General features: G+C 74.5%; 23 protein-coding genes and 1 pseudogene. 16 read left to right on the forward strand and 8 right to left on the reverse strand.

What is annotated here, in order from left to right:
- Positions 1–49: 49 nt before the first annotated feature.
- Both AC0GKK_RS24575 and AC0GKK_RS24580 read left to right on the forward strand, forming a co-directional pair.
- Positions 50–928 (forward strand): SCO6745 family protein, encoded by an 879-nt coding sequence (locus AC0GKK_RS24575; RefSeq protein ID WP_489882638.1) that lies wholly within the window; start codon positions 50–52, stop codon positions 926–928.
- On the forward strand, positions 925–1,968 hold the full coding sequence (locus AC0GKK_RS24580; protein ID WP_489882639.1) for an LLM class flavin-dependent oxidoreductase: 1,044 nt from the start codon (positions 925–927) through the stop codon (positions 1,966–1,968). Before AC0GKK_RS24575 ends, AC0GKK_RS24580 begins: the two co-directional genes overlap by 4 nt.
- Positions 1,969–1,981: 13 nt before the next feature.
- On the opposite strand, the gene AC0GKK_RS24585 is transcribed toward AC0GKK_RS24580, so the two are convergent.
- Genes AC0GKK_RS24585 through AC0GKK_RS24595 form a run of 3 tightly spaced genes read right to left on the reverse strand, consistent with a single transcriptional unit; the run spans position 1,982 to position 5,028 of the window.
- Positions 1,982–3,487, reverse strand: coding sequence for a tripartite tricarboxylate transporter permease (locus AC0GKK_RS24585; RefSeq protein ID WP_489882640.1), 1,506 nt, complete (start codon positions 3,485–3,487; stop codon positions 1,982–1,984).
- Between the two features lie 3 nt (positions 3,488–3,490).
- The gene (locus AC0GKK_RS24590) at positions 3,491–4,033 is read right to left on the reverse strand and encodes a tripartite tricarboxylate transporter TctB family protein (RefSeq protein WP_489882641.1); all 543 of its coding nucleotides are present in this window, start codon (positions 4,031–4,033) and stop codon (positions 3,491–3,493) included.
- Complete coding sequence (locus tag AC0GKK_RS24595) at positions 4,030–5,028, reverse strand: Bug family tripartite tricarboxylate transporter substrate binding protein (RefSeq protein WP_405416390.1); 999 nt, start codon at positions 5,026–5,028, stop codon at positions 4,030–4,032. Before AC0GKK_RS24595 ends, AC0GKK_RS24590 begins: the two co-directional genes overlap by 4 nt.
- Positions 5,029–5,178: 150 nt before the next feature.
- On the opposite strand from AC0GKK_RS24595, the gene AC0GKK_RS24600 reads away from it, so the two are divergent.
- Positions 5,179–5,598 (forward strand): universal stress protein, encoded by a 420-nt coding sequence (locus AC0GKK_RS24600; protein ID WP_489882642.1) that lies wholly within the window; start codon positions 5,179–5,181, stop codon positions 5,596–5,598.
- A 127-nt stretch (positions 5,599–5,725) separates the two neighbouring features.
- A complete protein-coding gene (locus AC0GKK_RS24605) occupies positions 5,726–6,217 on the forward strand; it encodes a Dps family protein (protein WP_405416394.1) in 492 nt (163 codons plus the stop codon).
- Between the two features lie 75 nt (positions 6,218–6,292).
- Here the strand turns inward: AC0GKK_RS24605 and AC0GKK_RS24610 are convergent, their stop codons facing one another.
- Positions 6,293–6,787 (reverse strand): hypothetical protein, encoded by a 495-nt coding sequence (locus AC0GKK_RS24610; RefSeq protein ID WP_161152389.1) that lies wholly within the window; start codon positions 6,785–6,787, stop codon positions 6,293–6,295.
- A gap of 108 nt (positions 6,788–6,895) precedes the next feature.
- Here AC0GKK_RS24610 and AC0GKK_RS24615 point away from each other — a divergent pair.
- The 7 genes and pseudogenes from AC0GKK_RS24615 to AC0GKK_RS24645 form a co-directional block, all read left to right on the forward strand.
- A pseudogene (locus AC0GKK_RS24615) lies at positions 6,896–7,348 on the forward strand (DUF1275 family protein); the annotation flags it as partial.
- Positions 7,349–7,534: 186 nt separating this feature from the next.
- A complete protein-coding gene (locus tag AC0GKK_RS24620; protein WP_373324246.1) occupies positions 7,535–8,410 on the forward strand; it encodes an alpha/beta hydrolase in 876 nt (291 codons plus the stop codon).
- 182 nt (positions 8,411–8,592) lie between these two features.
- Positions 8,593–9,813 (forward strand): MFS transporter, encoded by a 1,221-nt coding sequence (locus tag AC0GKK_RS24625; protein ID WP_489882643.1) that lies wholly within the window; start codon positions 8,593–8,595, stop codon positions 9,811–9,813.
- 199 nt (positions 9,814–10,012) lie between these two features.
- Positions 10,013–10,414 carry a transglycosylase family protein gene (locus AC0GKK_RS24630; RefSeq protein WP_100878118.1) on the forward strand — a complete coding sequence of 134 codons (402 nt, stop codon included), beginning with the start codon at positions 10,013–10,015 and terminating at the stop codon, positions 10,412–10,414.
- Between the two features lie 17 nt (positions 10,415–10,431).
- Positions 10,432–10,860, forward strand: coding sequence for a pyridoxamine 5'-phosphate oxidase family protein (locus tag AC0GKK_RS24635; RefSeq protein ID WP_489882644.1), 429 nt, complete (start codon positions 10,432–10,434; stop codon positions 10,858–10,860).
- Between the two features lie 75 nt (positions 10,861–10,935).
- Positions 10,936–12,165: a DUF418 domain-containing protein gene (locus tag AC0GKK_RS24640; RefSeq protein ID WP_489882645.1), complete on the forward strand. Its 1,230-nt coding sequence runs from the start codon at positions 10,936–10,938 to the stop codon at positions 12,163–12,165.
- A 79-nt stretch (positions 12,166–12,244) separates the two neighbouring features.
- Positions 12,245–13,264 carry a hypothetical protein gene (locus AC0GKK_RS24645; protein WP_489882646.1) on the forward strand — a complete coding sequence of 340 codons (1,020 nt, stop codon included), beginning with the start codon at positions 12,245–12,247 and terminating at the stop codon, positions 13,262–13,264.
- A 64-nt stretch (positions 13,265–13,328) separates the two neighbouring features.
- On the opposite strand, the gene AC0GKK_RS24650 is transcribed toward AC0GKK_RS24645, so the two are convergent.
- A complete protein-coding gene (locus AC0GKK_RS24650) occupies positions 13,329–14,627 on the reverse strand; it encodes an MFS transporter (protein WP_489882647.1) in 1,299 nt (432 codons plus the stop codon).
- 180 nt (positions 14,628–14,807) lie between these two features.
- On the opposite strand from AC0GKK_RS24650, the gene AC0GKK_RS24655 reads away from it, so the two are divergent.
- The 3 genes from AC0GKK_RS24655 (at position 14,808) to AC0GKK_RS24665 (ending at position 16,721) form a co-directional block, all read left to right on the forward strand.
- Positions 14,808–14,951: a GNAT family N-acetyltransferase gene (locus tag AC0GKK_RS24655; RefSeq protein WP_405416421.1), complete on the forward strand. Its 144-nt coding sequence runs from the start codon at positions 14,808–14,810 to the stop codon at positions 14,949–14,951.
- A 63-nt stretch (positions 14,952–15,014) separates the two neighbouring features.
- Complete coding sequence (locus tag AC0GKK_RS24660; protein WP_489884064.1) at positions 15,015–15,212, forward strand: GNAT family N-acetyltransferase; 198 nt, start codon at positions 15,015–15,017, stop codon at positions 15,210–15,212.
- A 129-nt stretch (positions 15,213–15,341) separates the two neighbouring features.
- A complete protein-coding gene (locus AC0GKK_RS24665) occupies positions 15,342–16,721 on the forward strand; it encodes an amino acid permease (RefSeq protein WP_489882648.1) in 1,380 nt (459 codons plus the stop codon).
- On the opposite strand, the gene AC0GKK_RS24670 is transcribed toward AC0GKK_RS24665, so the two are convergent.
- The 3 genes from AC0GKK_RS24670 to AC0GKK_RS24680 form a co-directional block, all read right to left on the reverse strand.
- A complete protein-coding gene (locus tag AC0GKK_RS24670) occupies positions 16,690–16,908 on the reverse strand; it encodes a hypervirulence associated TUDOR domain-containing protein (RefSeq protein WP_062396049.1) in 219 nt (72 codons plus the stop codon). The two genes, AC0GKK_RS24665 and AC0GKK_RS24670, sit on opposite strands and share 32 nt — an antisense overlap.
- A gap of 50 nt (positions 16,909–16,958) precedes the next feature.
- Positions 16,959–18,941, reverse strand: coding sequence for a M13 family metallopeptidase (locus AC0GKK_RS24675; protein ID WP_489882649.1), 1,983 nt, complete (start codon positions 18,939–18,941; stop codon positions 16,959–16,961).
- Between the two features lie 152 nt (positions 18,942–19,093).
- Positions 19,094–20,260 (reverse strand): hypothetical protein, encoded by a 1,167-nt coding sequence (locus tag AC0GKK_RS24680; protein ID WP_405416429.1) that lies wholly within the window; start codon positions 20,258–20,260, stop codon positions 19,094–19,096.
- A gap of 93 nt (positions 20,261–20,353) precedes the next feature.
- Between AC0GKK_RS24680 and AC0GKK_RS24685 the strand changes: the two genes are divergently transcribed.
- Together AC0GKK_RS24685 and AC0GKK_RS24690 are read left to right on the forward strand one after the other, a co-directional pair.
- Positions 20,354–20,992, forward strand: coding sequence for a hypothetical protein (locus AC0GKK_RS24685; protein WP_489882650.1), 639 nt, complete (start codon positions 20,354–20,356; stop codon positions 20,990–20,992).
- A gap of 67 nt (positions 20,993–21,059) precedes the next feature.
- Positions 21,060–21,992: a TauD/TfdA dioxygenase family protein gene (locus tag AC0GKK_RS24690; RefSeq protein WP_251785077.1), complete on the forward strand. Its 933-nt coding sequence runs from the start codon at positions 21,060–21,062 to the stop codon at positions 21,990–21,992.
- The last annotated feature ends 181 nt before the right edge of the window (positions 21,993–22,173 follow it).

The following is a 22,173-nucleotide window of genomic DNA, read 5'->3' on the forward strand; positions in this document are numbered from 1 at the left end:
AGCGGGAGAGACCTGTCGGGGACGGTCACCGCCGCACTACGGTGCGGTGGTGACCGTCCCCGACATCGCGGTGCAGGCCGCGCGGGCGCTCTGGGCCGAGCTCGAACCGGTCCACGACGTCGTGTACTTCGCCCCCGAGGCGCGGGCGGCCGCCGAGGCGGCCGGGTTCCGCGGGTTCTGGCGCGGCTACTTCGCGATGCGCGCCGCCCCGCTGGGGCCGGTGGGCGCGGCTCCGGTGACGGCCGCGTTCCACGGCTTCCACCCGTCGATGGTCGCCCGTGCGCTGCCCGGGGTCTGGTCGCTCGGGACCCCCGACGGGGCGCTCGCGGCCCGGCTCGCCGGTTCCGCCGCCGCGCTGCGCCGGTCCGGGCTCGACGGCGCCGAGCCGGCCGCGCTGCACCGGGCCGCGGAGCTCGCCTGGGCCGCCGCCGGGGAGGTCGACGCCGACGGCCGCGTCCTCGCCGCCGCGAACGCCGCGCTGCCCCGCCCCGACGGCGATCTCGAGGCCCTCTGGCAGGCGACGACGACGCTGCGCGAGCACCGCGGGGACGGCCACGTCGCGGTCCTGGTCGCGCGGGGTGTCGGCCCGGTCGCCGCGCACCACCTCAAGATCGCCGCCGGGGAGACCGACGGCGAGTGGCTGCGCACCGCCCGCGGCGTCGACCCGGACGCCTGGGCGGCCGGCGCGGAGGACCTGCGGGCCCGCGGCTGGGTCGACGCCACCGGCGCGCTCACCGCCGCCGGCGCCGAGGAGCACGACGAGATCGAACGGCTGACCGACCGGGCCGCCGCCCGCCCGTGGGACGCCCTGGGCCCGGAACGGACCGCCGAGCTCGCCGCGCTGCTGGCGCCGATGGCCACGGCGGTGCTCGCCGCCGGGGACGTGCCCGTACACGGACCGGTCGGGCTCGTCCGGGACGGCCGATGAGGACGGCCACGACGGTCGAGGCCTCCGGCGGTGACTGGCGCGAGACCGTCGAGTTCGTCGTCGAGGCCGAGAGGCTGGGCCTCGACGACTGCTGGGTCGCCGAGGCGTGGGGGTCCGACGCACCGTCCGCGCTGGGCTACCTCGCCGCGAGAACCGAACGCATCCGGCTCGGTTCCGGGGTGATCCAGGTCGGCACCCGCTCGCCGGTCGCGATCGCCCAGGCCGCGCTGACCCTGCACGACATGTCGCAGGGCCGGTTCCTGCTCGGGCTCGGCCCGTCCGGCCCCCAGGTGATCGAGGGACTGCACGGGGTGCCGTTCGCCCGCCCGCTCACCCGGCTGCGCGAGACGTTCGAGGTGGTCCGGGCCGCCTGCGCGGGGGAGCGCATCGCCTACGACGGCGAGACCGTCGCGATCCCGCTGCCCGGCGGTGAGGGCCGCCCGATGCGGCTGTCGGCCACGCCGGTGCCGGACCTGCCGGTGTTCGTCGCGGCGCTGTCCCCGCGGATGCTGGAGCTCACCGGGCGGGTCGCCGACGGCTGGCTGGGCACGAGCTTCGTCCCCGAGGGCGCCGACGCCTACCTCGCCCACCTCGACACCGGTCTGCGCGCCGCCGGGCGGGACCGGTCGGTGATCGAGATCTGCCAGGGCGCCGAGGTCGCCTTCGCCGCCGACGAGGCCGACCAGGCGGCGATGGTCGACGCCCGCCGCCCCGGCATCGCGTTCAGCCTCGGCGGGATGGGCACCGCCCAGCGGAACTTCTACTTCGACGCCTACCGCCGCCAGGGCTGGGGCGAGCGCGCCGACGCCGTCCGCGCCGCCTGGCAGGGCGGGGACCGGGCCGGCGCCGCGGCCCTGGTCACCGACGAGATGGTGCTGGGGACGACGCTGGTCGGCACCGAGGAACGGGTCGCCGCGCGGTTGCGGGACTGGGCCGCCGCCGGCGTCGGCACCGTCCGGCTCTACCCCGCGGGCGACACCCTCGACGAGCGCCTCACCACCCTGGCGCGGGCCGTCGAGCTGGCCCGCGCCGCGGGGTGATCACACGCCGCCGTCACACGTCGGCGGCGCGCTTCTCGGCGAACCGGCGCCACGCCGTCCAGCCCAGGCCGGCGAGGAGCAGCAGGTACAGCACCACGGTGATCGGGCTCGACACCAGCACCGCCGGGTCGTTGTCGGAGTTGCCCATCGCGTCGCGCAGCGAGTACTCCGCCAGCGGCCCGAGGATCACCGCGATCAGCACCGGCGCGACGGGGATGTCGTAGAGCCGCATCGCCAGCCCGAGCACGCCCACCACCAGCATGATCACCAGGTCGACCTGGCTCGCCCCGGAGGCGTACACGCCGAACGCGGCGAACACCGCGATGCCCGCGTACAGGTAGGACTTCGGGACCCGCAGCAGCTGCGCCCACAGCGGCGCGAACGGCAGGTTGAGGATCAGCAGCACGATCATCGCCAGGAAGAACCCGGCGAGCAGTGCCCACACGATGTCCCCGGAGCGCTCCAGCAGCAACGGGCCCGGCTGCAGGCCGTACTGCTGGAACGCGGCGAGCAGGATCGCCGCCGTCGCGGAGGTGGGCAGGCCCAGCGCGAGCAGCGCGCCCATCGCGGTGCCCGCGGTGGCGTTGCCCGCGGCCTCCGGCGCCGCGACGCCCTCGATGGCGCCCTTCCCGAAGGTCGGCTCGGCCTTGCGCCGGTCGAGCCTGCGCTCGGTCCCGTAGGCCAGGAACGTCGGCACCTCGGCGCCACCGGCCGGGATGACACCGAACGGGACACCGATCGCGGTGCCGCGCAGCCACGCGGGCAGCGCCTGGCGGAACTCCGCCTTCGACAGCCACCATCGGCCGGTCGGCATGACGGCCCTGGTCTCCTCGGCCCGGCCGACCTTCGCGGCCTGGCTGAACACCTCGCCCAGCGCCAGCAGCGACACCGTGATCACGACGATGGAGACGCCGTCGAGCAGCGGGGAGAACCCGAAGGAGAATCGCGGCGTGCCGGTCGGCTGGTCGATCCCGACCAGGGCCAGGGTGAGTCCGATCGCGAGCGCGGCGACGCCGCGGATCGCGGAGTCGGCGACGACGGCGGAGATCGCGACGAAGGCGAACACCGCGAGTGCGAGGAACTCCGCGGGGCCGAACCCGGTGGCGAGCGAGGCCAGGGTGGGCGCGAAGAACACGACGAGCGCCGAGGCGACCATGCCGCCGATGAACGCGCCGATCGCGCCGGTGGCCAGCGCCTGGGCGGCCCTACCGCGCAGGGCCATCCGGTGGCCCTCGAAGGTGCTGGCGATGGCGGTGGAGTTGCCGGGGGTGTTCATGAGGAACCCGGCGATGGAGTCGCCGAACAGGCCACCGAAGTAGATGCCGGTGAACATGATCAGCGCGCTGGTCGGTTCGAGGACGAAGGTCAGCGGCAGCAGCAGCGCCACCGCCATCGCCGAGCCCAGCCCCGGCAGGACCCCGACCGCGGTGCCCATCAGCGCACCGAGGAACACGAACAGCAGTGCGGACGGGCTGAGGACATCGGCGAAGCCGCCGAGCAGGTTGGTCAGCTGTTCCATCGCTCAGAACCCCCCGACGAAGCCGGCGGGCAACGAGATCCCGAGCAGCATGCTGAACACGACCTGGACCGCGGAGGACACGGCGAGCCCGCCGAGCGCCATCGCCGGCCAGCGCCGGTTGCCCAGGGCGGCGGCGACGGCGACGAACAGCCCGGTCGCGGACAGGATCCAGCCCAGGTAGGGCAGGACGACGATGAACGCGGCCACGCCGCCGACCGCGGTCAGCACGGCCGGGGCGTTCACTCCGGTGTCGGCCGGCGCGTCCCCGCCTGCGGCGCCCTCGCCGTCGCCATCACCGGTGCCCGCCGCGGCGGGAGCCGGGGCGTCGAACTCCGGCCGCGGCCGCAGGATGTCGAACGCCAGCAGCGCCGCGACCACATAGCACAGGATCGCGACGATCCACGGCATCGTGGTCGGGCCGAACAGTCCGCCGTCGCCGACGACCTGCATGGTCAGCGTGCCGTAGGTGAGGAAGATCCCCAGCGCGGCGAGGATCGCGGGGACGACGAGCGCGCCCCGGGACAGATGTGCAGGACGGCCGCTCATGCCAGCCCCAGCTCCTTCAGGAGGTCGTCGATGCGGGACTGCTCGGAGACCAGGTAGCGGTCGTAGTCCTCGCCGTAGGTCTCGCTGCGCACCCAGCGGTTGCGGGTCACGGCCTCGCCCCAGGACTCGGTCCCGACCATCTCGCGGGCGATCTGCTCCAGCTCCGCGCGGGCCTCGGGGGTGATCCCGGCGGGGGCGACGAGCCCGCGCCAGTTGACGAGGTCGACCTCGGGCATGCCCAGCTCGACCATGGTCGGGGCGTCGACGCCCTGCAGGCGTTCGGGCGAGACGACGGCCAGGACCCGCAGCTGCCCGGACTCCACCAGGTCGCGGAAGTCGTTGTAGCCGGAGATCCCGACGCCGACGGTGCCGGCCGCGGTCGACAGCAGGCTCAGCGTGAGCTCGCCGCCGCCGGGGTGCGGGGTGTAGACCATCCGCTCGACGGGGATGTCGCGGGCCTGTGCGAGCTGGGCGGCGACCATGTGGTCGATGCCGCCCGCCGAGCCGCCGCCGACCGGCAGCGCGGCCGGGTTCGCGGCCCAGGCGGTGAGCATGTCGTCGAGCGTCCGGAACGGCGACTCCGCCGGGACCGCGACGACCTCGAAGTCCTCCGCGAGCCGGGCGATCGGCGTCGTGTCCTGCAGGCTGATCGCGCTGCCGGACTGGCTGATCCCGCCGAGCATGACGGTGCCGGTGACCATCATGGTGGTCTCCTCGCCGGCGAGACCGGCGAGCTGGTTGAGGCCGATGGTCCCGGCGGCACCGGGGATGTTGACCACCTGCACGGTGTTGACGATGTTCCCGGTGCGCATGGCCTGCTGCGCCTCGCGGGCGACCAGGTCCCAGCCACCACCGGCGGCCGCGGGGGCGATGAGGGTGAGATTGGAGCGCGCCGCCTGTCCCTCCCCGGACCGGGCGGCGTCGGCGAAGGCGGTCACCGCGAGTGCGGCGACGAGGAGGATTCCCAGGGCTGCGATGACCTGCCGTCGTGGCATGAGCGCAGACGTTGGCACACGTCCGCTCCGTCCTCCACTGTCCGGATCGGAAACTCTACGACCTCTGTGACCACAACGAACTTTTCTCCGGTATGTCGGTTCGGCGTGGTTAGTCTCCGTCCCGTCCGCGAACGCCTGATGGGGAGCGACATGACGATCTGTGTGGCCTACGGCCCGACGCCCGAGGGCGACGCCGCCCTGGACCTGGCGGTCCGCGAGTCCCGCCTGCGGGGCGCCCCGCTGACGGTGCTGGCCACCGGGCGTCAGGAGCTGTTCGACGCCGACGGCACCGGGACCCACGACCACGCGGCGCTGGACTCGGCCATCGGCTCCATGCTCGCCGGTCTGCGCGCCGACGGCGACCCGGTCACCGCGGTGCGGGTCGTCGACGACGGCGGCGACCCCGCCGAGGCGATCCTCGACCTGGCCGCGCAGGAGAACGCGCAGCTGCTCGTGGTCGGGGTGAGGCGGCGCAGCCCGGTCGGCAAGCTGCTCACCGGCAGCACCGCGCAGCGGATCATCCTGGACTCCCCGATCCCGGTCCTCGTGACCCACGCGGCGCGCTCGTAGGCTCGACTCTCCCCAGGTCAGGCACGCCTCACCAGGTGTCGGGCGGATCACGAACGGGTGTGGGCGCCCCGAGGGCGGGGCACTCCCGGTACGTCCCGAACCGACATCGGAAGGAGCGGTGGGCACCATGGCCACCCCGATCACGAGCCCGCTCGACAGCGGCGCCACCGACATCACCGGCCGCGTGCTGCAGGAGACCCTCGTCGACCTCGTCGACCTGTCCCTGGTCGCCAAGCAGGCGCACTGGAACCTGGTCGGCAGGCAGTTCCGCGACATCCACCTGCACCTCGACGAGCTCGTCGACCTGGCCCGCGAGCACGGTGACAATGTCGCCGAGCGGGCCGCTGCGATCGGTGTCGCCCCCGACGGCCGGGCGCGGACCGTCGGCCGCGACACCGGGCTGCCCGAGTACCCGGCGGGCTACGTGTCCGACTCCGACACCGTGCTCGCCATCTCGGCGACCGTCGACGCCGCCGTCGACCGGCTGCGTCCGCGCATCGAGCAGGCCGGCAAGGCCGACCCGCTCACCGAGGACCTGCTCATCGAGCTGGGCCGCGCGCTGGAGGAGGCCCGCTGGATGTGGCAGGCGCAGGCCGCCGGCTACCGCGGCGAGGTCTGAGCACCACCCGCACGACCACCGGCCCCGGGCGTCCCCACCACGACGCCCGGGGCCGTGGTGTGTCCGGGGCCCGGCTCAGCGCACCGCCGTTGCGGCCGCGGTGACCGTGGCCCGCCAGATCGCCATCGCCGCCCAGAGCACGAACACCCCGACCGGCAGGGGCAGGGCGTCGGGAAGGTCCGCACCGTAGGACGGCCGTAGTCCGCCGGTCCGCCACACCCGTCCGGCCTCGTTGACGGCGTCGGCCGTGGTGAGCAGAGCGAAGCGGCGCCCGATCCCCGAACCGGTGAGCCGGTAGGTCAGGTCGCCGAGCTCGACGGTCCACCGCGGGCGGGAGAGCGGCCCGTCCGGGTGGTCGACCGATCGCTGGATGTGCGCCCGGATGTCGCCCTCCAGCGCGAACCGGGCGATCCCCTCCGACCGCAGCGCGTAGGGGTGTCCGTCGATGACGAGGTCCCGGTGGGAGTGCCAGGCCCGCGCGCTCCACCCGGTGACGGCCCGGCCGTCGGCGGTGACCTCGTAGCGCACACGGAGCAGGCCCGCCGGGGTGGAGGTCGCACGCAGCTGCACCCGCCCAGCGTGCCACCGGCGCCACCGCCGCGGGAGGATCACGCGGTGAATCGTGCGGTGGTCCTCGCATTGCTGGCCGCGTGCGCCGGGGTGGTGGACGTCTGGGCCGTGGTCGCACTGGGCGGCGCGTTCGCCGGCGTCGTCACCGGCAACCTCGTGACGGCCGGGCACGCCCTCGCCGTCGCCGAGCCGGCCCGGCTGCTGCCGCCTGCGGTCGCGGTGGCCGGGTTCGTCGTCGGCGTCGCGCTGTGGTCGTTGCTGCGACGCCGGTGGCCGACGGCGGTGTCGGTCCCGCTCGTCGCCGAGCTGGTGGTGCTCGTCGTGCTCGCGGTGGCCTGGCCGCTCGCCCCGGGGGCGACGCTCCCGCTGCTCGCCGGTGCCGCACTCGCGATGGGCGGGCAGAGCAGCGTCGCGCAGCTGCTCGGACAGTCCACGACCTACATGACCGGCACGCTGACCGGCGCCGTGTCCGACCTGGCCACCGGCGACGGGCGGCGGTGGGCGGCGCTGCGCCAGCTCGCGGCGATCGTGCTCGGCGCCGTCGCCGGCGGGCTGGCGCTGGCGCACCTGCCGGCCGTCGTCCCGGCGCTGGCGGCACTGCTGGCCGCGGCCGCGGTCGTTGTCCGTGCCGTCGGGGACCGGCGGGTGCAGGATGATCCGGTGGGGCCCTCCGCCCCGCAGGACGACGACGTCGAAGGAGCACCGACCGTGCCGCTGCACCCGCAGGTGGAAGCCCTCCTGAACCTCATGGCCGAACAGGGCGGGGCGCCGCCGGAGACCATGACCGTCGCGCAGAACCGCGCGATGATCCGGGAGATGGCCGCGGTGTCCGGTCCGCCCGAGCCGGTCGCGGCGGTCCGCGACGACCGCGCCGGCGACGTGCCGGTGCGCATCTACACACCCGAGGGCACCGGCCCGTTCCCGGTCCTGGTCTTCTACCACGGCGGCGGCTGGGTGATCGGCGACCTCGACAGCCACGACCCGGTCTGCCGGTCGCTGGCCAACCGGTCCGGCGCCGTCGTCGTCGCGGTCGACTACCGGCTCGCCCCCGAGCACCGGTTCCCGGCCGCCGTCGAGGACGCCGTCGCCGCCCTGGAGTGGGTGCACGCCCACGCCGCGGAGTTCGACGGCGACCCGTCCCGCATCGCCGTCGGTGGCGACTCCGCGGGCGGGAACCTCTCGGCCGTCGTCGCCCAGCACGCCCGCGACCACGGCCCAGCCCTGCGGTTCCAGCTGCTGGTCTACCCGGCCGTCGACGCCGCCGACCAGAGCCCGTCGATGACCGAGAACGCCCAGGGCCCGCTGCTGACCGTCGCCTGGATGGAGTGGTTCATGGGCCACTACCTCACCGGCGACCAGGACGCCCTGGACCCGCGCATGTCCCCGGCCCGCACCACCGACCTGTCCGGGCTGCCGCCCGCGCTCGTCGTCACCGCCGAGTTCGACCCGCTCCGCGACCAGGGCGCCGCCTACGCCGCGGCGCTGAACGCCGCGGGCGTGAAGGCGGAGCTGCGCGAGTCGCCGGGCATGATCCACGGGTTCCTGCAGTTCGGTGCCGCGGTCGACGACAGCCGCGCCCTGCTCGACGAGGCGGGGGCCGCCCTGCGCGCCGCCCTGGCCTGACCCGCTGCGCCCCGACCCCGGGGTTGCCCCCAGGGGAACTTTCGTGGCTTAGAGGGCTACGAGGGTGCCCCTGGGAGCAGCCCGGGCGGGGTGGGGGTGGCCGGCCACGCAGCGGCGTGGGAATGCCCGTCGCGGGCCGGTCGTTGCCGATGCTCAGAAGGCCGTCCGACCCGAGGAGCACCGTGCCCCGCCTGTCCCCGCCGGTGGCGTTCGCCGCCGTCGCAGCGACGTTCGTCTGGTTCCTCGCCGCGTCGTCCGCGCCGTCCCCGCTCTACGTCCTCTACCAGGAGCGGTTCGCCTTCACCGAGTTCACGCTGACCACGGTCTTCGCGGTCTACGTCCTCGCGCTGATCGCCGCCCTGCTCGTGGCCGGGTCGCTGTCCGACCACATCGGACGCAAACCGGTGCTGCTCGGTGCGATCGCGCTGGAGGTCGTGTCCCTGGTGCTGTTCCTGCTGGCCGACGGCGTCGGCTGGCTGCTCGTCGCGCGCGTCGTCCAGGGCGTCGCGACCGGTGCGGCGACGGCGACGCTGCCCGCGACGCTGGTCGACCTCGCCGCCCGCGGTGACCGGCCGGACCGGGCGGGTGCGATCAACGGGACCGCTCCGCTCGCCGGGCTGGCGCTCGGTGCGCTCGGCTGCGGCCTGCTCGTCGAGTACGCGCCCGCCCCGACCCGCCTGGTCTGGGCGCTGCTGCTCGCCGGCCTGGTCCTGGCCGCCGTGCTGGTCGCGCTGATCCCGGAGACGATCGACTGTCGGCCCGGGGCGCTCGCGTCGCTGCGGCCGCGGGTCGGGGTGCCGCCACGGGTGCGGGCCGGCTTCGTCGCGATCGTGCCGATCCTGCTGGCCAGCTGGGCGCTCGGCGGGCTCTACCTGTCGCTCGGGGGCTCGGTCGTCGCGCAGGTGTTCGGGGTGCACGACCACCTGGTCGGCGGGCTCACCGTCGTCGCGCTCGTCGGGACCGGCGCGGTGACGGCGTTTGCGCTGCGCGGGCGGGTGCCGTCGACGCTGCTCGTCCCGGCGGCCGGGCTGCTGGCCGCCGGCACCGTCGTCACCCTGGCCGGGGTGTCGACCGGGCTGCTCGCGCTCGCCGCCGTCGGTGCGGTCGTCGCCGGGCTCGGATTCGGTGCGGCCGCCTACGCCACGTTCGGGACGATGTCCACGCTCGCGGCCCCGCACGAGCGCGGCGAGCTGTTCGCCGCCCTCTACACACTGGCCTACCTGGCGTTCTCGGTGCCGGCGATGGTCGCGGGCGTCGCCGCGACGCTGGGGGAGCTGCGCCCCACGGCGCTGGTGTACGGCGGCGTCGTCGCGCTGCTGGCCGTCGTCGCGGCCGTGCTGGGCCGCCGTGTGCCGGTTCCCGCGAGCGGAGAACCGGTCCCCGCGCCGACCTGCGGAGCCTGATCGGCGGACGGCGCGAGCGGTATGCGTTACCCCGTCCGTCGGTGAACGCGGGCAGGCGACCACTCGTCGCGTACTCCGCGGTGGGCGGGTGTCACGGGTTGTGACCGATGGTCTCGGCGTGGTTACGGTGTCGGCCGCTCCGGGTCCTCCCCGCACTCCGGTCCGGGCGGTACCTGCTCCCCGAGGTAGAGGAACGACCATGGCTGGACGACACCGCAAACCCACCGAGACCGGCCGCCAGGTCGCCCGGATCAGCGCGTTCGCCGCGATGGCGGCCGCCCCGCTGGGCGTCGCCGGGACCGCCTCGGCGGCCGAGTCGACCTCGTCGGCCCCGTCGGCCCCGTCCGTCGAGCGCTCGGCCACCTGGGAGAAGCTCGCGCACTGCGAGAGCACCGGCAACTGGGACGCCGACACCGGCAACGGCTTCAAGGGCGGCCTGCAGTTCACGCCGTCGACCTGGAAGGAGTTCGGCGGCCGCCAGTACGCGCCGAGCGCGGAGCAGGCCACCAAGGCCCAGCAGATCGAGATCGCGAAGAAGGTGCAGGACGAGCAGGGCTGGAAGGCCTGGCCGGCCTGCACCAAGAAGCTCGGCTGGCGCTGACGCGCCACACTGGCGGCATGGATCTGGACGCGGTACGGCGGATCGTCGCCGAGGACTCCGGGCTGTGCACCGTGGCGGTCGTACGCGCCGACGGCCGCCCGCACACCTCGCTGGTCAACGCCGGTGTGCTCGACCACCCCGTCACCGGCGCCCCGGTGGCCGCCTACGTCACCTACGGCCCCGTCAAGCTGACGGCGTTGCGTGCGCGACCCGCGACGTCGCTGCACTGGCGGGCCGGGTGGCGCTGGGCGGCCGTCGAGGGCAGCTCCGAGATCATCGGGCCGGACGAACCGCGGGACGGCGTCGACGTACCGCAGCTCCTCCGGGACGTGTTCGTCGCGTGCGGCGGGACCCACGACGACTGGGCCGAGTACGACCGGGTGATGGCCGAGCAGCGGCGGGCCGCGGTGCTCGTCGTGCCGGAGCGGGTGGTCGGGAACCACTGACCGGACGGCCCACTGCCCGATTTCCACTTGCCTGTCCGGTACGTCACGCGGTGCGATGGTCCGCGTGAGGATGTCGTGACGGCCGGGCAACCGGGCCCGCAGCCGGTCGGCCCGCTCGGGACGGCGGAGCGCGCACCGGCGCCGGACCTCGCCCGCGGGGCGATGCTGTTGCTCATCGCGCTCGCGAACACGCCGTTCTACCTGTACGGACGGGCCCACTCCGAGGCCGGTTTCCACCCGGTCGACGGTTCGCCCGTCGACCGGGTCGTGCAGGCCGCGCTGATCATCGGCGTGGACATGCGGGTGTACCCGATGTTCGCGTTCCTGTTCGGCTACGGCCTCGCGGTGATCCGTCGGCGTCAGGCCGAGGCCGGGGCGCCGGACGCCCGGGCCTTCGCGGTGCTCCGCCGCCGCAACCTGTGGCTGATCGCGTTCGGTCTCGTGCACGCGCTGCTGCTGTGGGGCGGCGACGTCCTGGGCGCGTACGGCCTGTGCGGGCTGGTGCTGACCTGGCTGTTCCTGCGACGCTCCGACCGGACCCTGCTGGTGTGGTCGGCGCTGGGCACCGTCGTCCTCACGGCGTTCGCCGCGTTCTCGCTGTACGGGGCCTGGGCGGTCGTCGTCGGGGGAGTGCCGGTGCAGGCCGGCGGGCTCCCCGCCTTCGTGACCGCGAGCGCCTCGGCCACCGACCCGCTCACGGCGGCGCTGGACCGGATGCTGCTGTGGCCGTTCATTGTGCTCGGCCAGGGACTGTTCGGGCTCGCGGTACCGGTCGCGATGCTCCTCGGGGTCTGGGCCGCCCGGCGCAGGGTGCTGGAACGGCCGGCCGAGCACCGGCGGCTGCTGTGGCCGGTGGCCGTCGTGGGGGTCGCGGTCGGCTGGCTCGGCGGGCTGCCGCACGCGCTCGCCCACGTCGGCGTGCTGCCGGAGCTCGGCACGGTGGTCTGGGCGTTCACCGCCGTCCAGATGGTCACCGGTCTGGCGTGCGGGATCGGCTACGTCGCGGTGTTCGGTCTGCTCGCCGCCCGGCTCGAGGGGCGGCCACCGGGGCGGGTCGGGTCGGCGGTGACCGCGCTGGGCAGGCGGTCGATGACCGGCTATCTGGGACAGTCCGTGCTGTGCGCGCCGGTCCTCGCGGCCTGGGGGCTCGGGGTGGGTGGACTGCTGGGCAGCGCCGGGATGGCCGTCTACGCGGTCGGGGTGTGGGCGGTGACCGTCGTCGTCGCCGTCGGACTCGAACGGGCCGGCCGCACGGGCCCGGCCGAGCAGCTGCTGCGACGGTTGGTGTACCGGCCGGGCCGGTGACCCGGCGGTCGGGAGCGGCCGTCGGTGCCCGACCGCGGACCCGGCGGAACCGCCGCGGCGCGGGCCTCGTCCAAGCCGCATGACCACCTACGCCCACGACCCGGTCGCCTCGACGATCGTCGCCTGCTGGCCCACCGGCGACGGCGCCGTCGCCCACCGGGCCGCCCGCGTCCCGAAGTCCCTCGACCACTCCCTGGCCCGCCGCACCGCGAAGGCGCTGAGCGCCCTGTCGACGCACCTGTGGGCCACCTACGCCGACCAGGCCGCGCACGAGCTCGACCCGGAGGCGCTCGCCGCGGCGGTGCGGCACCCGAACCAGCCGGTCGGGGACCTGCTGCGGGTCATGGAGGACGGCTGTGCCGAGACCGCGCACCTGCTGGGCCGGATCGTGGCGCGGGCACCGGGGCGGGCGTTCCGCGACGCCGTCGCCGCCGACGTCCGCGCCGAGACCGACGCCGTGCTCGACGCCGACGACGGCGTCCTCACCGGACGCTCCGCCCAGGCCGTCGTCCACCCCCGGTGCGACGCCCCGGCCGAGCAGCTCCTCGTCGCCCACGCGCTGCTGCACGACGACCCGCTCGGCCCGCCCGCGATCGTGACGTCGGTCGAGCCGAACGCGGCCGCCGTCGCGACCCTGCGCTGGCTGCGGGCCTCGGCCGCGCTCGTCGCGGAGCGGGTCGGGCACACGGTGCCCGACGTCGTCGCGCTCGCCGAGGCGATCGGGCACGAGGACCTCGCGGTGACCCGGCACGTGCTCTGCACCCTCGCCGGGACCGGTGAGGCGGAGGTGGTCCTCGACCTGCTCCAGGAGGCCGTCCTGGCCCGGCAGGGCTGGTTCGTCGTGTGCCCGGAGCCGGTGCCGGACCCCGAGCGGGGCCACCGGGCGGTCTCGACCGTGCTGGACCCGCTGGACCCGGCGTCGTGCCTGCTCGACGGCCTGGTCCGCGGGCTGCACGGCTGTTTCCGGGTGTGGCTCGACGACGTCGTGGCCCGGGAGACCCCCGGCACCGAGCCGCGTGCGGCCGGGGCCGCCCGGGCCGCGGCGCTGCGCCTGCGCTACGCCGACGAGGTGCGGCGCTCGGTCCGGGCGGGCCGCTGAGCGGCTCGGCCGGCGACGACCGGCCCGGCCGGCCACCGGGCGTCGCCGGGGTGCGGGTGGACGGTCACGCCGTTCCGGGCCGGCGCCCCGCGAGCATCTGTACCGCGGTCCCGGCGACGGGCAGCACCAGCAGCAGCGCGAGCGCCGCGCTCAGCCCGACGACGGCGGCGAACCCGCCGATCACCGCCGCCCCGATCCCGGCGCCGGTGAGGAAGCACAGCGTCGCCACCCCGATCGCGCCGCTGCGCCGGTCCTGCGGCACCGCGGTGCCGACGGCGGCGATCATCGCGGGCTGCCCGGTGCCGAACGCCAGCGTCACCAGCATCGGCGCGAGCGCGAGCACCCACGGCAGGTGGCTCGCCACCCCGGCCACGGCCACGACCAGCCCGACGACGGTCGTCGCGCACGCGCACGTGAGGGTCTGCCGCGGCCCGATCCGGGCCTGCAGGAACGCCGACGCCGCCGGGCACACCAACGCCACCACCGCCGAGGGCACCAGCACCAGCCCGGTGGCCAGCGGGCTCCAGCCGCGCTCGGCGAGCTCCAGCGGGATGCCCAGCAGCAGGGCGAACCAGCTGGCCGGCACCGCCGAGGCGCACAGCGAGCTGCGCACCACCGTCGCGTTGCCGACCACCCCGCGCGGCAGGAACCCGTCGGGCCGGGCCCGCACCCACAGCGCCGTCACCGGGACACCGACCGCGAGCAGCACCCCACCGGCGACGGCCGCGACCGCGCCCGCGCTGGGCGACTGCACCAGCAGCACCAGTCCGGTGACCGCCGTCGCGACGATCACCGCACCCACCAGGTCCACCCGGGCGCCGTCGCCGCGGACCACCGAGTGCCGCCACAGGTAGGGGACCGCGAGCAGCGCCAGCACGGGCAGCGCGACCGCGGCCCGCCAGCCGCCGACCGTCGTCAGCGCCCCGCCGATCAGCGGGCCGAGCGCGGACAGTGCGGCCGAGATCCCGGCCAGCCGCCCGAGCACGCCGCCGCGTCGTTCCGGTGGGGTCCTGGCGGCCAGCAGCGCCGAGGCGAGCACCGGGACCGACGCCGCGCCCAGCCCCTGCACGATCCGGGCGGCCATCAGCAGACCGAAGCTCGGAGCGGCCGCCGCGGCGAGCGCTCCCAGCCCGAGCAGGCTTACCCCGACACACAGCGGCACCCGGATGCCGACGGCGTCGGCGAGCCGTCCGTGCACCGGCGTCGCGACGGCCAGCGCGACCGCGTACCCGCTCACCATCCAGGTCGCGACCGCGGTGTCGACGCCGAGCCCGTCGGCGAGCAACGGCAACGCGACCGTCATCCCCGACGTCGAGGTGCCGGCGAGGCCGAAGAGGAGTCCGAGCACGATCGACAGGAGCACACGTCGATCCTCACCCCCGGACGCGACCGGTGCACCGTGATTGGCTGTGAACCGTGCCGAACCGACCCGTCATCCGCCCGGCGACCGCCGAGGACGCCGACGCCTGCGCCGCCGTCTACGCCCCCCTACGTCCGGGACACCGCGATCAGCTTCGAGGCCGAGCCGCCGGGCCCGGTGGAGATGGCCGAGCGGATCGCCGCCGCCCGGGAACGGCACGCCTGGCTGGTCGCCGTCGGCCCCGGCGGTGAGGTGCTCGGCTACGCCTACGGCGGGCCCTGGAAGTCCCGCGAGGCCTACGCGTGGACCTGCGAGGTATCGGTCTAACTGGCCCCGTCGGCGCAGGGACGGGGGCTGGGCCGGGCGCTGTACGAGGCGCTGTTCGCCGAGCTGGTCGCGCGCGGCATGGTCGTCGCCGTGGCCGGGATGACCGTGCCGAACGAGGCGAGCGCCGCGCTGCACCGCGCCCTGGGGTTCAGCGAGGTCGGGACGTTCCGCGGTGTCGGCTGGAAGCACGGGGCGTGGCGCGACGTGACCTGGTTCCGCCGGGCACTGGTCGAGGCGCCGCCGGACGGCCCCCGAAACTGACACCGCCGGACGCGTGCGAGGATCACCGCCCGTTGCGCCCCGCACCGCTCCGGCCCACCGGCCGGGACCGGCGCCGGCGCGCCCCGCCCGTGACCCGGGCCGGGGGAGCGGTACCGCACGGGGAGCACCATGGACGGCCTGCGCCGTGAACTCGACGGACGCCAGATCGGCATGATCGCCGTGGGCGGCGCAATCGGGACCGGGCTGTTCCTCGGCTCCGGGCTCGCCATCTCCATCGCCGGGCCGGCGGTGATCGTCGCCTACGTCGTCGCCGCCGTCGTCGCGCTGGTCCTGGCCTACGCATTGGCCGAGATGGTGGTGCGCCACCCCGAGGCCGGGGGATTCGGGCCCATCACCCAGCGCTACCTCGGGCACGGTGCCGGGTTCGTGCAGCGCTGGATGTACTGGGCCGCGCAGGTCGTGAACATCGGCAGCGAGGTCGTCGCGGCCGGGCTCTACCTGACGTTCTGGTATCCCGACCTGCCGCTGTGGATCCCGGTCGTCGGGTTCTCGGTGGTGATGCTCGCGGTCAACGCGGGCGCGGTCCGCTTTTTCGGCGAGACCGAGTACTGGTTCGCGATGATCAAGGTCGTGACGATCGTGGCGTTCATCGCCGTCGGCCTCGTCGCGATCGTGTTCGGTCTGCCCGGGCAGCAGCCCGTGGGCCTCGGCGCGCTCACCGCGCACGGCGGGTTCGCCCCGAACGGCCTCGGCGCTATCTGGCTCGCCCTGACCGTGGTGACCTTCTCGTTCCTCGGCACCGAGGCCGTCGCCGTCACCGCGGCCGAGTCCTCGGACCCGGTCCGCGACATCCCGCGCGCGGCCCGGCGCACCGTGGTGCGCCTCGCGGTTTTCTACGTCGGGGCGATGCTGGTGGTGGTGACCCTGTTGCCGTGGAACACCGTGACGACCGGCGACGACGTCACCGAGTCGCCGTTCGTCCGCCTGTTCGCCCTGGCGGGGGTGCCCGCGGCGGCCGCGGTGATGAACGTCGTGGTGCTGACCGCGGCGCTGTCGGCGATGAACACGAACCTCTACGTGACCGCGCGCATGACCTACTCGCTGGCCCGCGACGGCTACGCACCCCGCTCGCTCGCCCGGGTCAACCGGCACGGCGCCCCGCAGCGGGCGCTCGCGCTGTCCGCCGTCGGGCTGGCGCTCGCCTCGCTGGTCTCGGTGTTCGCCGAGGCCACCGCCTTCCCGCTGCTCGTCGGGCTGGCGCTGTTCGGGGCGCTGGTGACCTGGCTGCTGATCTTCGCCGCGCACCTGGCGTTCCGCCGGTCCGGCGCGGGGCAGGAGTCCCCGGTACGGCTGTGGGGCGCCCCGTACACGACCGTCGCGGCGATGCTGTTCGTCGCCGCGGTGCTGGCGACGACGCCGTTCACCACCCAGTTCGCGACGGCGGCGCAGGCGGGTCTGCCCTTCCTGGCCCTGCTCGTCGTGGTCTACCTGGTGGTGCGGCGCCGCCGCCGGCGGGTCACGCCTTCTTCAGTTCCGAGTGGAGCTTGAGGACGGTCTGGCCGTCCTCCTGCTCCAGCACGTAGGCCGGGTTGTCCTCGGTCCCGTTGCGGGACTGCTTCGACCCGTCGATGGTCTTCTCGATGCGGTCGGTGGAGTGGTCCACGACCTTGCCGGTCGGGGTGCCGTTGCCCCAGTTCCACGCGACCCACGTGCCCTTGGCGAACTTCTGCGTCATGGGACCGGATACCCCCGCGCCGGCCGGTCAACCCGGCGCGGGGGAATGCCTCACCAGATCCGGACGCGCCGGTCCGGGTCGGTGTAGAGCCCGTCGTCCTCGGTCACCCCGAACGCCTCGTGGAACGTGTCGAGGTTCGTGACGACCGCGTTGCACCGCAGGTCCGGCGGCGAGTGCGGGTCGGTGGTGAGCCGCCGGATCGCCTCGGCGTCGCGGGTCACCGCCCGCCACACCTGCGCCCAGCCGAACAGCACCCGCTGCTCGCCGGTCAGACCGTCGATCACCGGCGGCTCGGAGCCCTCGTGCGCGATCCCGTAGGCCTTCAGCGAGATCGTCAGCCCACCCAGGTCGCCGATGTTCTCGCCGACCGTCAGCGAGCCGTTGACCTTGTGGTCGGGCAGGCCGGCGGGGGACAGGCCGTCGTACTGGTCGATCAGCATCTTCGCGCGGGACTCGAACTCGGTCCGGTCGGCGGCCTCCCACCAGTCGGTGAGGTTGCCGTCGCCGTCGTAGCGGGAGCCCTGGTCGTCGAAGCCGTGCCCGATCTCGTGGCCGATGACCGCACCGATTCCGCCGTAGTTCGCGGCGTCGTCGGCGTCGGCGTCGAAGAACGGCGGCTGCAGGATCGCGGCCGGGAACACGATCTCGTTGAGCCGCGGGTGGTAGTAGGCGTTGACCGTTTGCGGGGTCATCAGCCACTCGCCGTGGTCGACGGGGCCGCCGAGCTTGGCGTACTCGAAGTCGTGACGCCACTCCGCGGCCCGGCCCGCGTTGCCGAGCAGGTCGGCCGGGTCGATCTGCAGGTCGGAGTAGTCCTTCCAGGCGTCCGGGTAGCCGACCTTCGGGGTGAACTTGCCGAGCTTGTCCAGCGCCCGCTCCCGGGTGGCCGGGCTCATCCAGTCCAGGGTGGAGATCGACCGCCGGTAGGCCTCGACGATGTTGTCGACCAGCTCGGTGATGCGCTCCTTGGCCCGCGGCGGGAAGTGCCGCTCGACGTAGATCTTCGCGACTGCCTCGCCGAGCGCGCCCTCCACCAGCGACACCCCGCGCTTCCACCGCTCGCGCAGCTCCGGGGTGCCGGACAGGGTGCGGCCGAAGAAGTCGAAGTCGGCCTCGACCAGGTCGGCGGACAGGAACTCCGCGCACGACCCGGCGACGGTCAGCGCCAGCCACGCCTGCCACTGCTCCAGCGGGCGCCCGGCCCACAGCTCACCGGCCGCGGTGACGAAGCTCGGCTGGCGGACGATGACCTCGTCGTAGGCGTGCGCGGGCACCCCCAGCGCGGACTCCCACTCGGCCCAGTCGAAGCCCGGGGCGGCGGCGCGGAGCTCGTCGCGGGTCATCAGGGTGTAGGTCTTCTCGGCGTCCCGGTTGAGGACCCGGTCCCACGACGCGTCGGCGAGCGCGGTCTCCAGGTCCATGACCTGCTCGGCGACGCGCTCCGGCTCGGCCAGCCCGACCAGCTCGGCGAGGCGCCGGAGGTACTCGACGTACTTCGTGCGGATCTCCGGGTCGCCCTCCTCGCCGTAGTACGACTCGTCGGGCAGCCCCAGCCCGGCCTGGTTGAGGTTCACCAGGTAGCGGGACGAGTCCTTGAGGTCGGTCGCGATGAACTCGCCGAACAGCGCGGCGCGGCCCTCGCGCTGGCGCCGGCCGAGCACGGTCGCGAGCGCGGCCCGGTCGGTGGCGGCGTGGATCTCGTCGAGCAGCGGGCGCAGTGGCGCGGTCCCGAGCTCCTCGGCCCGCTCGACGTCCATGAAGGACCGGTACAGGTCCCCGACCTTGCGGGCCTCGGTGCCGGGCTCGGACGACGAGGCACATTCCTCGACGATCTCGTGGACCTGGTCCTCGGCCCGGTCGCGCAGGACGCGGAACGCGCCGTCCTGCGAGCGGTCGTCGGGGATCTCGTGGGTCGCCAGCCACCGGCCGTTCACGTGGGCGAACAGGTCGTCCTGGGGGCGGACGTCCGGGTCGACCCAGTTGAGGTCGAGACCGGACGGTCGCGAGTTCGGGGCGGACTCGGTGGTCGTCATGGGTCCATCCTGCCTGTCGGGTCCGACGGTTTCGAGCAGCCGACGACGACACGCCCGCGCCGCCCGGTCCGCTGCGGAAGTGGGAGTGCTGCGCCGGTGGTACCCGGAGGGCGATCCGGCAATCGTGATTCCGGCCGATTCCTCGGGCCGCGTCAGACAGGACGGATCAGACGCATGGTCCCGTCGGGGCGCGAGTCCATCGTGATGGTGTCGGCCTCCACGGAAGTCGGTAGAGCGACCTGTGGTGCCAACGCCGCGGACAGATGGGCGAACAGAGCCTGACTCCGACCGTTCTCGGCGGCCTCGTCGCTGGCGAACGCGGGCAGGAACCGGCCGGAGAAGGTGCTCGCCGTCAGAGGAGTCGAGGCCAGGCGGGTGAACAGCATCCGCATCCGGCGGACCTCGTCGGCGCGTGCCGCCAGATCGGCGTCGACAGTGGCTCGGAATGCCGCGAGCGGCGCGCCGGGGTTACGCAGCTGGGCCTCGGTCGCGGTGAGGACGGTCCGGCGGCTGTCCAGAGCGATCGCCCGGTAGGCGGTGTGGACGGCCAGCCCGAACGAATCCCAGCCGAGTGAGCCGACGTTGCCCAGCTTCTCCCGCAGCTCCGAGCCGGACGTCGTTGCCGCGCACTCCCTGGCGACCTGCTCCCACCCGTCGAGGAGCGCCACGGAGCGGTTGCGGATGACCTGGAGGTCCCGCATCGCGGCGCCGAGCCCGACGCTCTCGGGAATGGACGCACCGTCGAGCAGCGCGGCGTGCGCGGTCTCGATCGTCTGCTCGGCCGTCCTGAGCTCGGCCTCGTCGTCGAGCTCCAGCCGCACGGCCAGCCGGTCGACGCCCTTCTTGATCTCGCCGAGGGTGCGGGTCTGCTCGTCGCCGCCCAGCATCTCCGCAGCGACGGTGAGTGCGAGCAGCCCGACGCCGACCGGGCTCATCGACTTCGCCAGCGCTCCGGGACTCATCGGCAGGAGCCGCACCTGACCGGTGATGCGCCCGGCACCGTTCGTGGTCATCCCGCGATAGCCGCCGCTGACGGCCTTCATCAGCGAGTCGGTGCTGCCGCTGGGCATCTGCAGGATGAAGCGCTGACCGGTGGCGGTGACGGCCTGTCCCGTGCCGGCGACCGCCTTCGCCACGCCGTCGGCCAGCGCGCTCGTCGCGCGCAGGGGCTTGCGCCAGTCCGTGCCCGTCCCCGGGCTGGGCTCGGACCGCAGGATCGCGCCTTCCCCGCGGGCCAGGAGCTCCCACGGGTCGGTCGTGGCCGAGTCCCCCAGCGGGAGGACGACGGCGGTCGGCTCGGACGCTCCGGCGCTGCTCATACTCGGTCAACGGCCGCAGCCGCCCGGGGCAACGCGTCCCTCCGGGTGGTGGCGCGGACCGGAGCCCGCGGCACGCGTGTAGAACCGTCACCGATGACCGACATGTGGGACGACCTGTTCGAACCCCCGGACCCCGCCGACGTCCTCGGGGACCTCCACGAGGTCGCGACGAGCGTCTTCGACCTCTGCTACGACGGCTCCGAGCCGGAGTGGGCGGCGTGGGCCTGGTCGATCCTCACCCGGGCCGGACTGGCGGCCGCCGGCACCGAGTACGAGCGCGGCGAGCTGGTCCTGCGGCTGCTCGCGCTGAACATGTTCCACCGCGAGTTCTGCTCCCGCGCCCTCGACCTGGGCGTGCCGGGGGAGTGGGACGTCGACCCCGACCGCGTGCTGGGCGACCACCCGCGGCTGCACCCGGTGCTGCTCGGGATCATCGCGGAGCGGCGCAGCCTGGACCTCGCCGACTCCACCGACCCCGGGGACCTGGACTTCGACGTCTCGGTCGCCGCGACCGCGCTCGACGCGCTGGTGCGTTCGGAGTACCGGCGGGTGGTTCCGCTGCTGGTACAGGCGGCCGGTCCGGTGGACCTGGCCGCGTCGGTGTGGGCGTCCACCCGGGAAGGGGCGCGGTTCCCGCTGCCCGACACCGCGGTCCGCGAGCTGACGGCCGCGCTCACGCCCGCCGGGCACGCCGCGCTGGAGTGGGTCCGGGGCGGCGCGCGCCGGAGTTGACCGGACAGGACTCCGCCGGGTGGACCCCGCATTGTCGGCCACCGGAGCCGGCGCGCACCATCGCGGTGTGACGATCAACTTCGACGCGCCGGTCACCCGGCCCCGCACCACTCCCGCCATCGACCTGCTGGAGGGCGAGCGCCTGCTCGCCCGTCTGCCGGGCGACGGGCCGGACCGGAGCAGCGCGCGGTACGAGGCGTTCACCGTCACCCCGCTCGGACGCACCCTGGGCGCCGAGATCACCGGGATCGACCTGCGGGAGCAGGTCGACGAGCAGCTGCGGGCCGAGCTGCACCGGGCCCTGCTGGAGTGGAAGGTCCTGTTCTTCCCCGGCCAGCACCTGACCAGCGAGCGGCAGCGTGAGCTCGCACTGCTCTGGGGCGACCTGGAGACCAACCCGATGCTCGACACCGGTGACTCCGCCGACGTCGTCCGTTTCGGCACCGGGAAGCGCACCTACGAGAACATCTGGCACGCCGACACCACGTTCCGCACCGCTCCGGCGATGGGCGCCATGCTGCGGATGGTGCAGACGCCGCCGTTCGGCGGGGACACGATGTGGGCCGACATGGCCGTCGCCTACGACAACCTCACCGACGAGGTGAAGGCACGCATCGACGACGCCGTCGCGGTGCACGACATGGTGCCCGGCTTCGCCCGGTTCCTGGACCCGGAGCGGCTGGCCCGCGGCCACGAGCTGTTCCCGCCGGTGACCCACCCCGTCGTCCGGACCCACCCGGAGACCGGGCGGCGCACGCTGTTCGTGAACGCCTCGTTCACCACCGCGATCGTCGGTCTGCCGCGCGAGGAGTCCGACGCGCTGCTGCGGCACCTGTTCGCCCAGGCCCACGTGCCCGAGTTCCAGGTCCGCTACCGCTGGTCGGAGGGGACGCTCGCGTTCTGGGACAACCGGGCGACCCAGCACTACGCCGTCGGCGACTACCACCCGCACACCCGGGTCGCCGAGCGTGTCGCGATCGCGGGTGACCGACCCTTCTGAGGCTCGGCCGGCCGAGTTCGAGTTGCCGAACACGGGGGCCCCTCGATACTGGGAGGAGGCGGTCCACCAGAGCGGCCGCCACCGCGAACCGGTCGGTCCGGCGTGTCCACACGCAGCAGGATCGGCGCCTCCCACGAGCGTCCGTACGCGCATCCCGCCCCGCCGCCGCCACCCGCGGCGG

Source organism: Pseudonocardia sp. P-1 (assembly GCF_058111925.1).

Bases quoted from the DNA above. Each gene is read 5' to 3' on its own strand.
- AC0GKK_RS24580 (WP_489882639.1), top strand. From the start codon at position 925: ATGAGGACGGCCACGACGGTCGAGGCCTCCGGCGGTGACTGGCGCGAG.
- AC0GKK_RS24585 (WP_489882640.1), bottom strand. From the start codon at position 3,487: ATGGAACAGCTGACCAACCTGCTCGGCGGCTTCGCCGATGTCCTCAGC.
- AC0GKK_RS24590 (WP_489882641.1), bottom strand. From the start codon at position 4,033: ATGAGCGGCCGTCCTGCACATCTGTCCCGGGGCGCGCTCGTCGTCCCC.
- AC0GKK_RS24595 (WP_405416390.1), bottom strand. From the start codon at position 5,028: ATGCCACGACGGCAGGTCATCGCAGCCCTGGGAATCCTCCTCGTCGCC.
- AC0GKK_RS24600 (WP_489882642.1), top strand. From the start codon at position 5,179: ATGACGATCTGTGTGGCCTACGGCCCGACGCCCGAGGGCGACGCCGCC.
- AC0GKK_RS24605 (WP_405416394.1), top strand. From the start codon at position 5,726: ATGGCCACCCCGATCACGAGCCCGCTCGACAGCGGCGCCACCGACATC.
- AC0GKK_RS24620 (WP_373324246.1), top strand. From the start codon at position 7,535: ATGGCCGAACAGGGCGGGGCGCCGCCGGAGACCATGACCGTCGCGCAG.
- AC0GKK_RS24630 (WP_100878118.1), top strand. From the start codon at position 10,013: ATGGCTGGACGACACCGCAAACCCACCGAGACCGGCCGCCAGGTCGCC.
- AC0GKK_RS24635 (WP_489882644.1), top strand. From the start codon at position 10,432: ATGGATCTGGACGCGGTACGGCGGATCGTCGCCGAGGACTCCGGGCTG.
- AC0GKK_RS24645 (WP_489882646.1), top strand. From the start codon at position 12,245: ATGACCACCTACGCCCACGACCCGGTCGCCTCGACGATCGTCGCCTGC.
- AC0GKK_RS24655 (WP_405416421.1), top strand. From the start codon at position 14,808: ATGGCCGAGCGGATCGCCGCCGCCCGGGAACGGCACGCCTGGCTGGTC.
- AC0GKK_RS24665 (WP_489882648.1), top strand. From the start codon at position 15,342: ATGGACGGCCTGCGCCGTGAACTCGACGGACGCCAGATCGGCATGATC.
- AC0GKK_RS24670 (WP_062396049.1), bottom strand. From the start codon at position 16,908: ATGACGCAGAAGTTCGCCAAGGGCACGTGGGTCGCGTGGAACTGGGGC.
- AC0GKK_RS24675 (WP_489882649.1), bottom strand. From the start codon at position 18,941: ATGACGACCACCGAGTCCGCCCCGAACTCGCGACCGTCCGGTCTCGAC.
- AC0GKK_RS24680 (WP_405416429.1), bottom strand. From the start codon at position 20,260: ATGAGCAGCGCCGGAGCGTCCGAGCCGACCGCCGTCGTCCTCCCGCTG.
- AC0GKK_RS24685 (WP_489882650.1), top strand. From the start codon at position 20,354: ATGACCGACATGTGGGACGACCTGTTCGAACCCCCGGACCCCGCCGAC.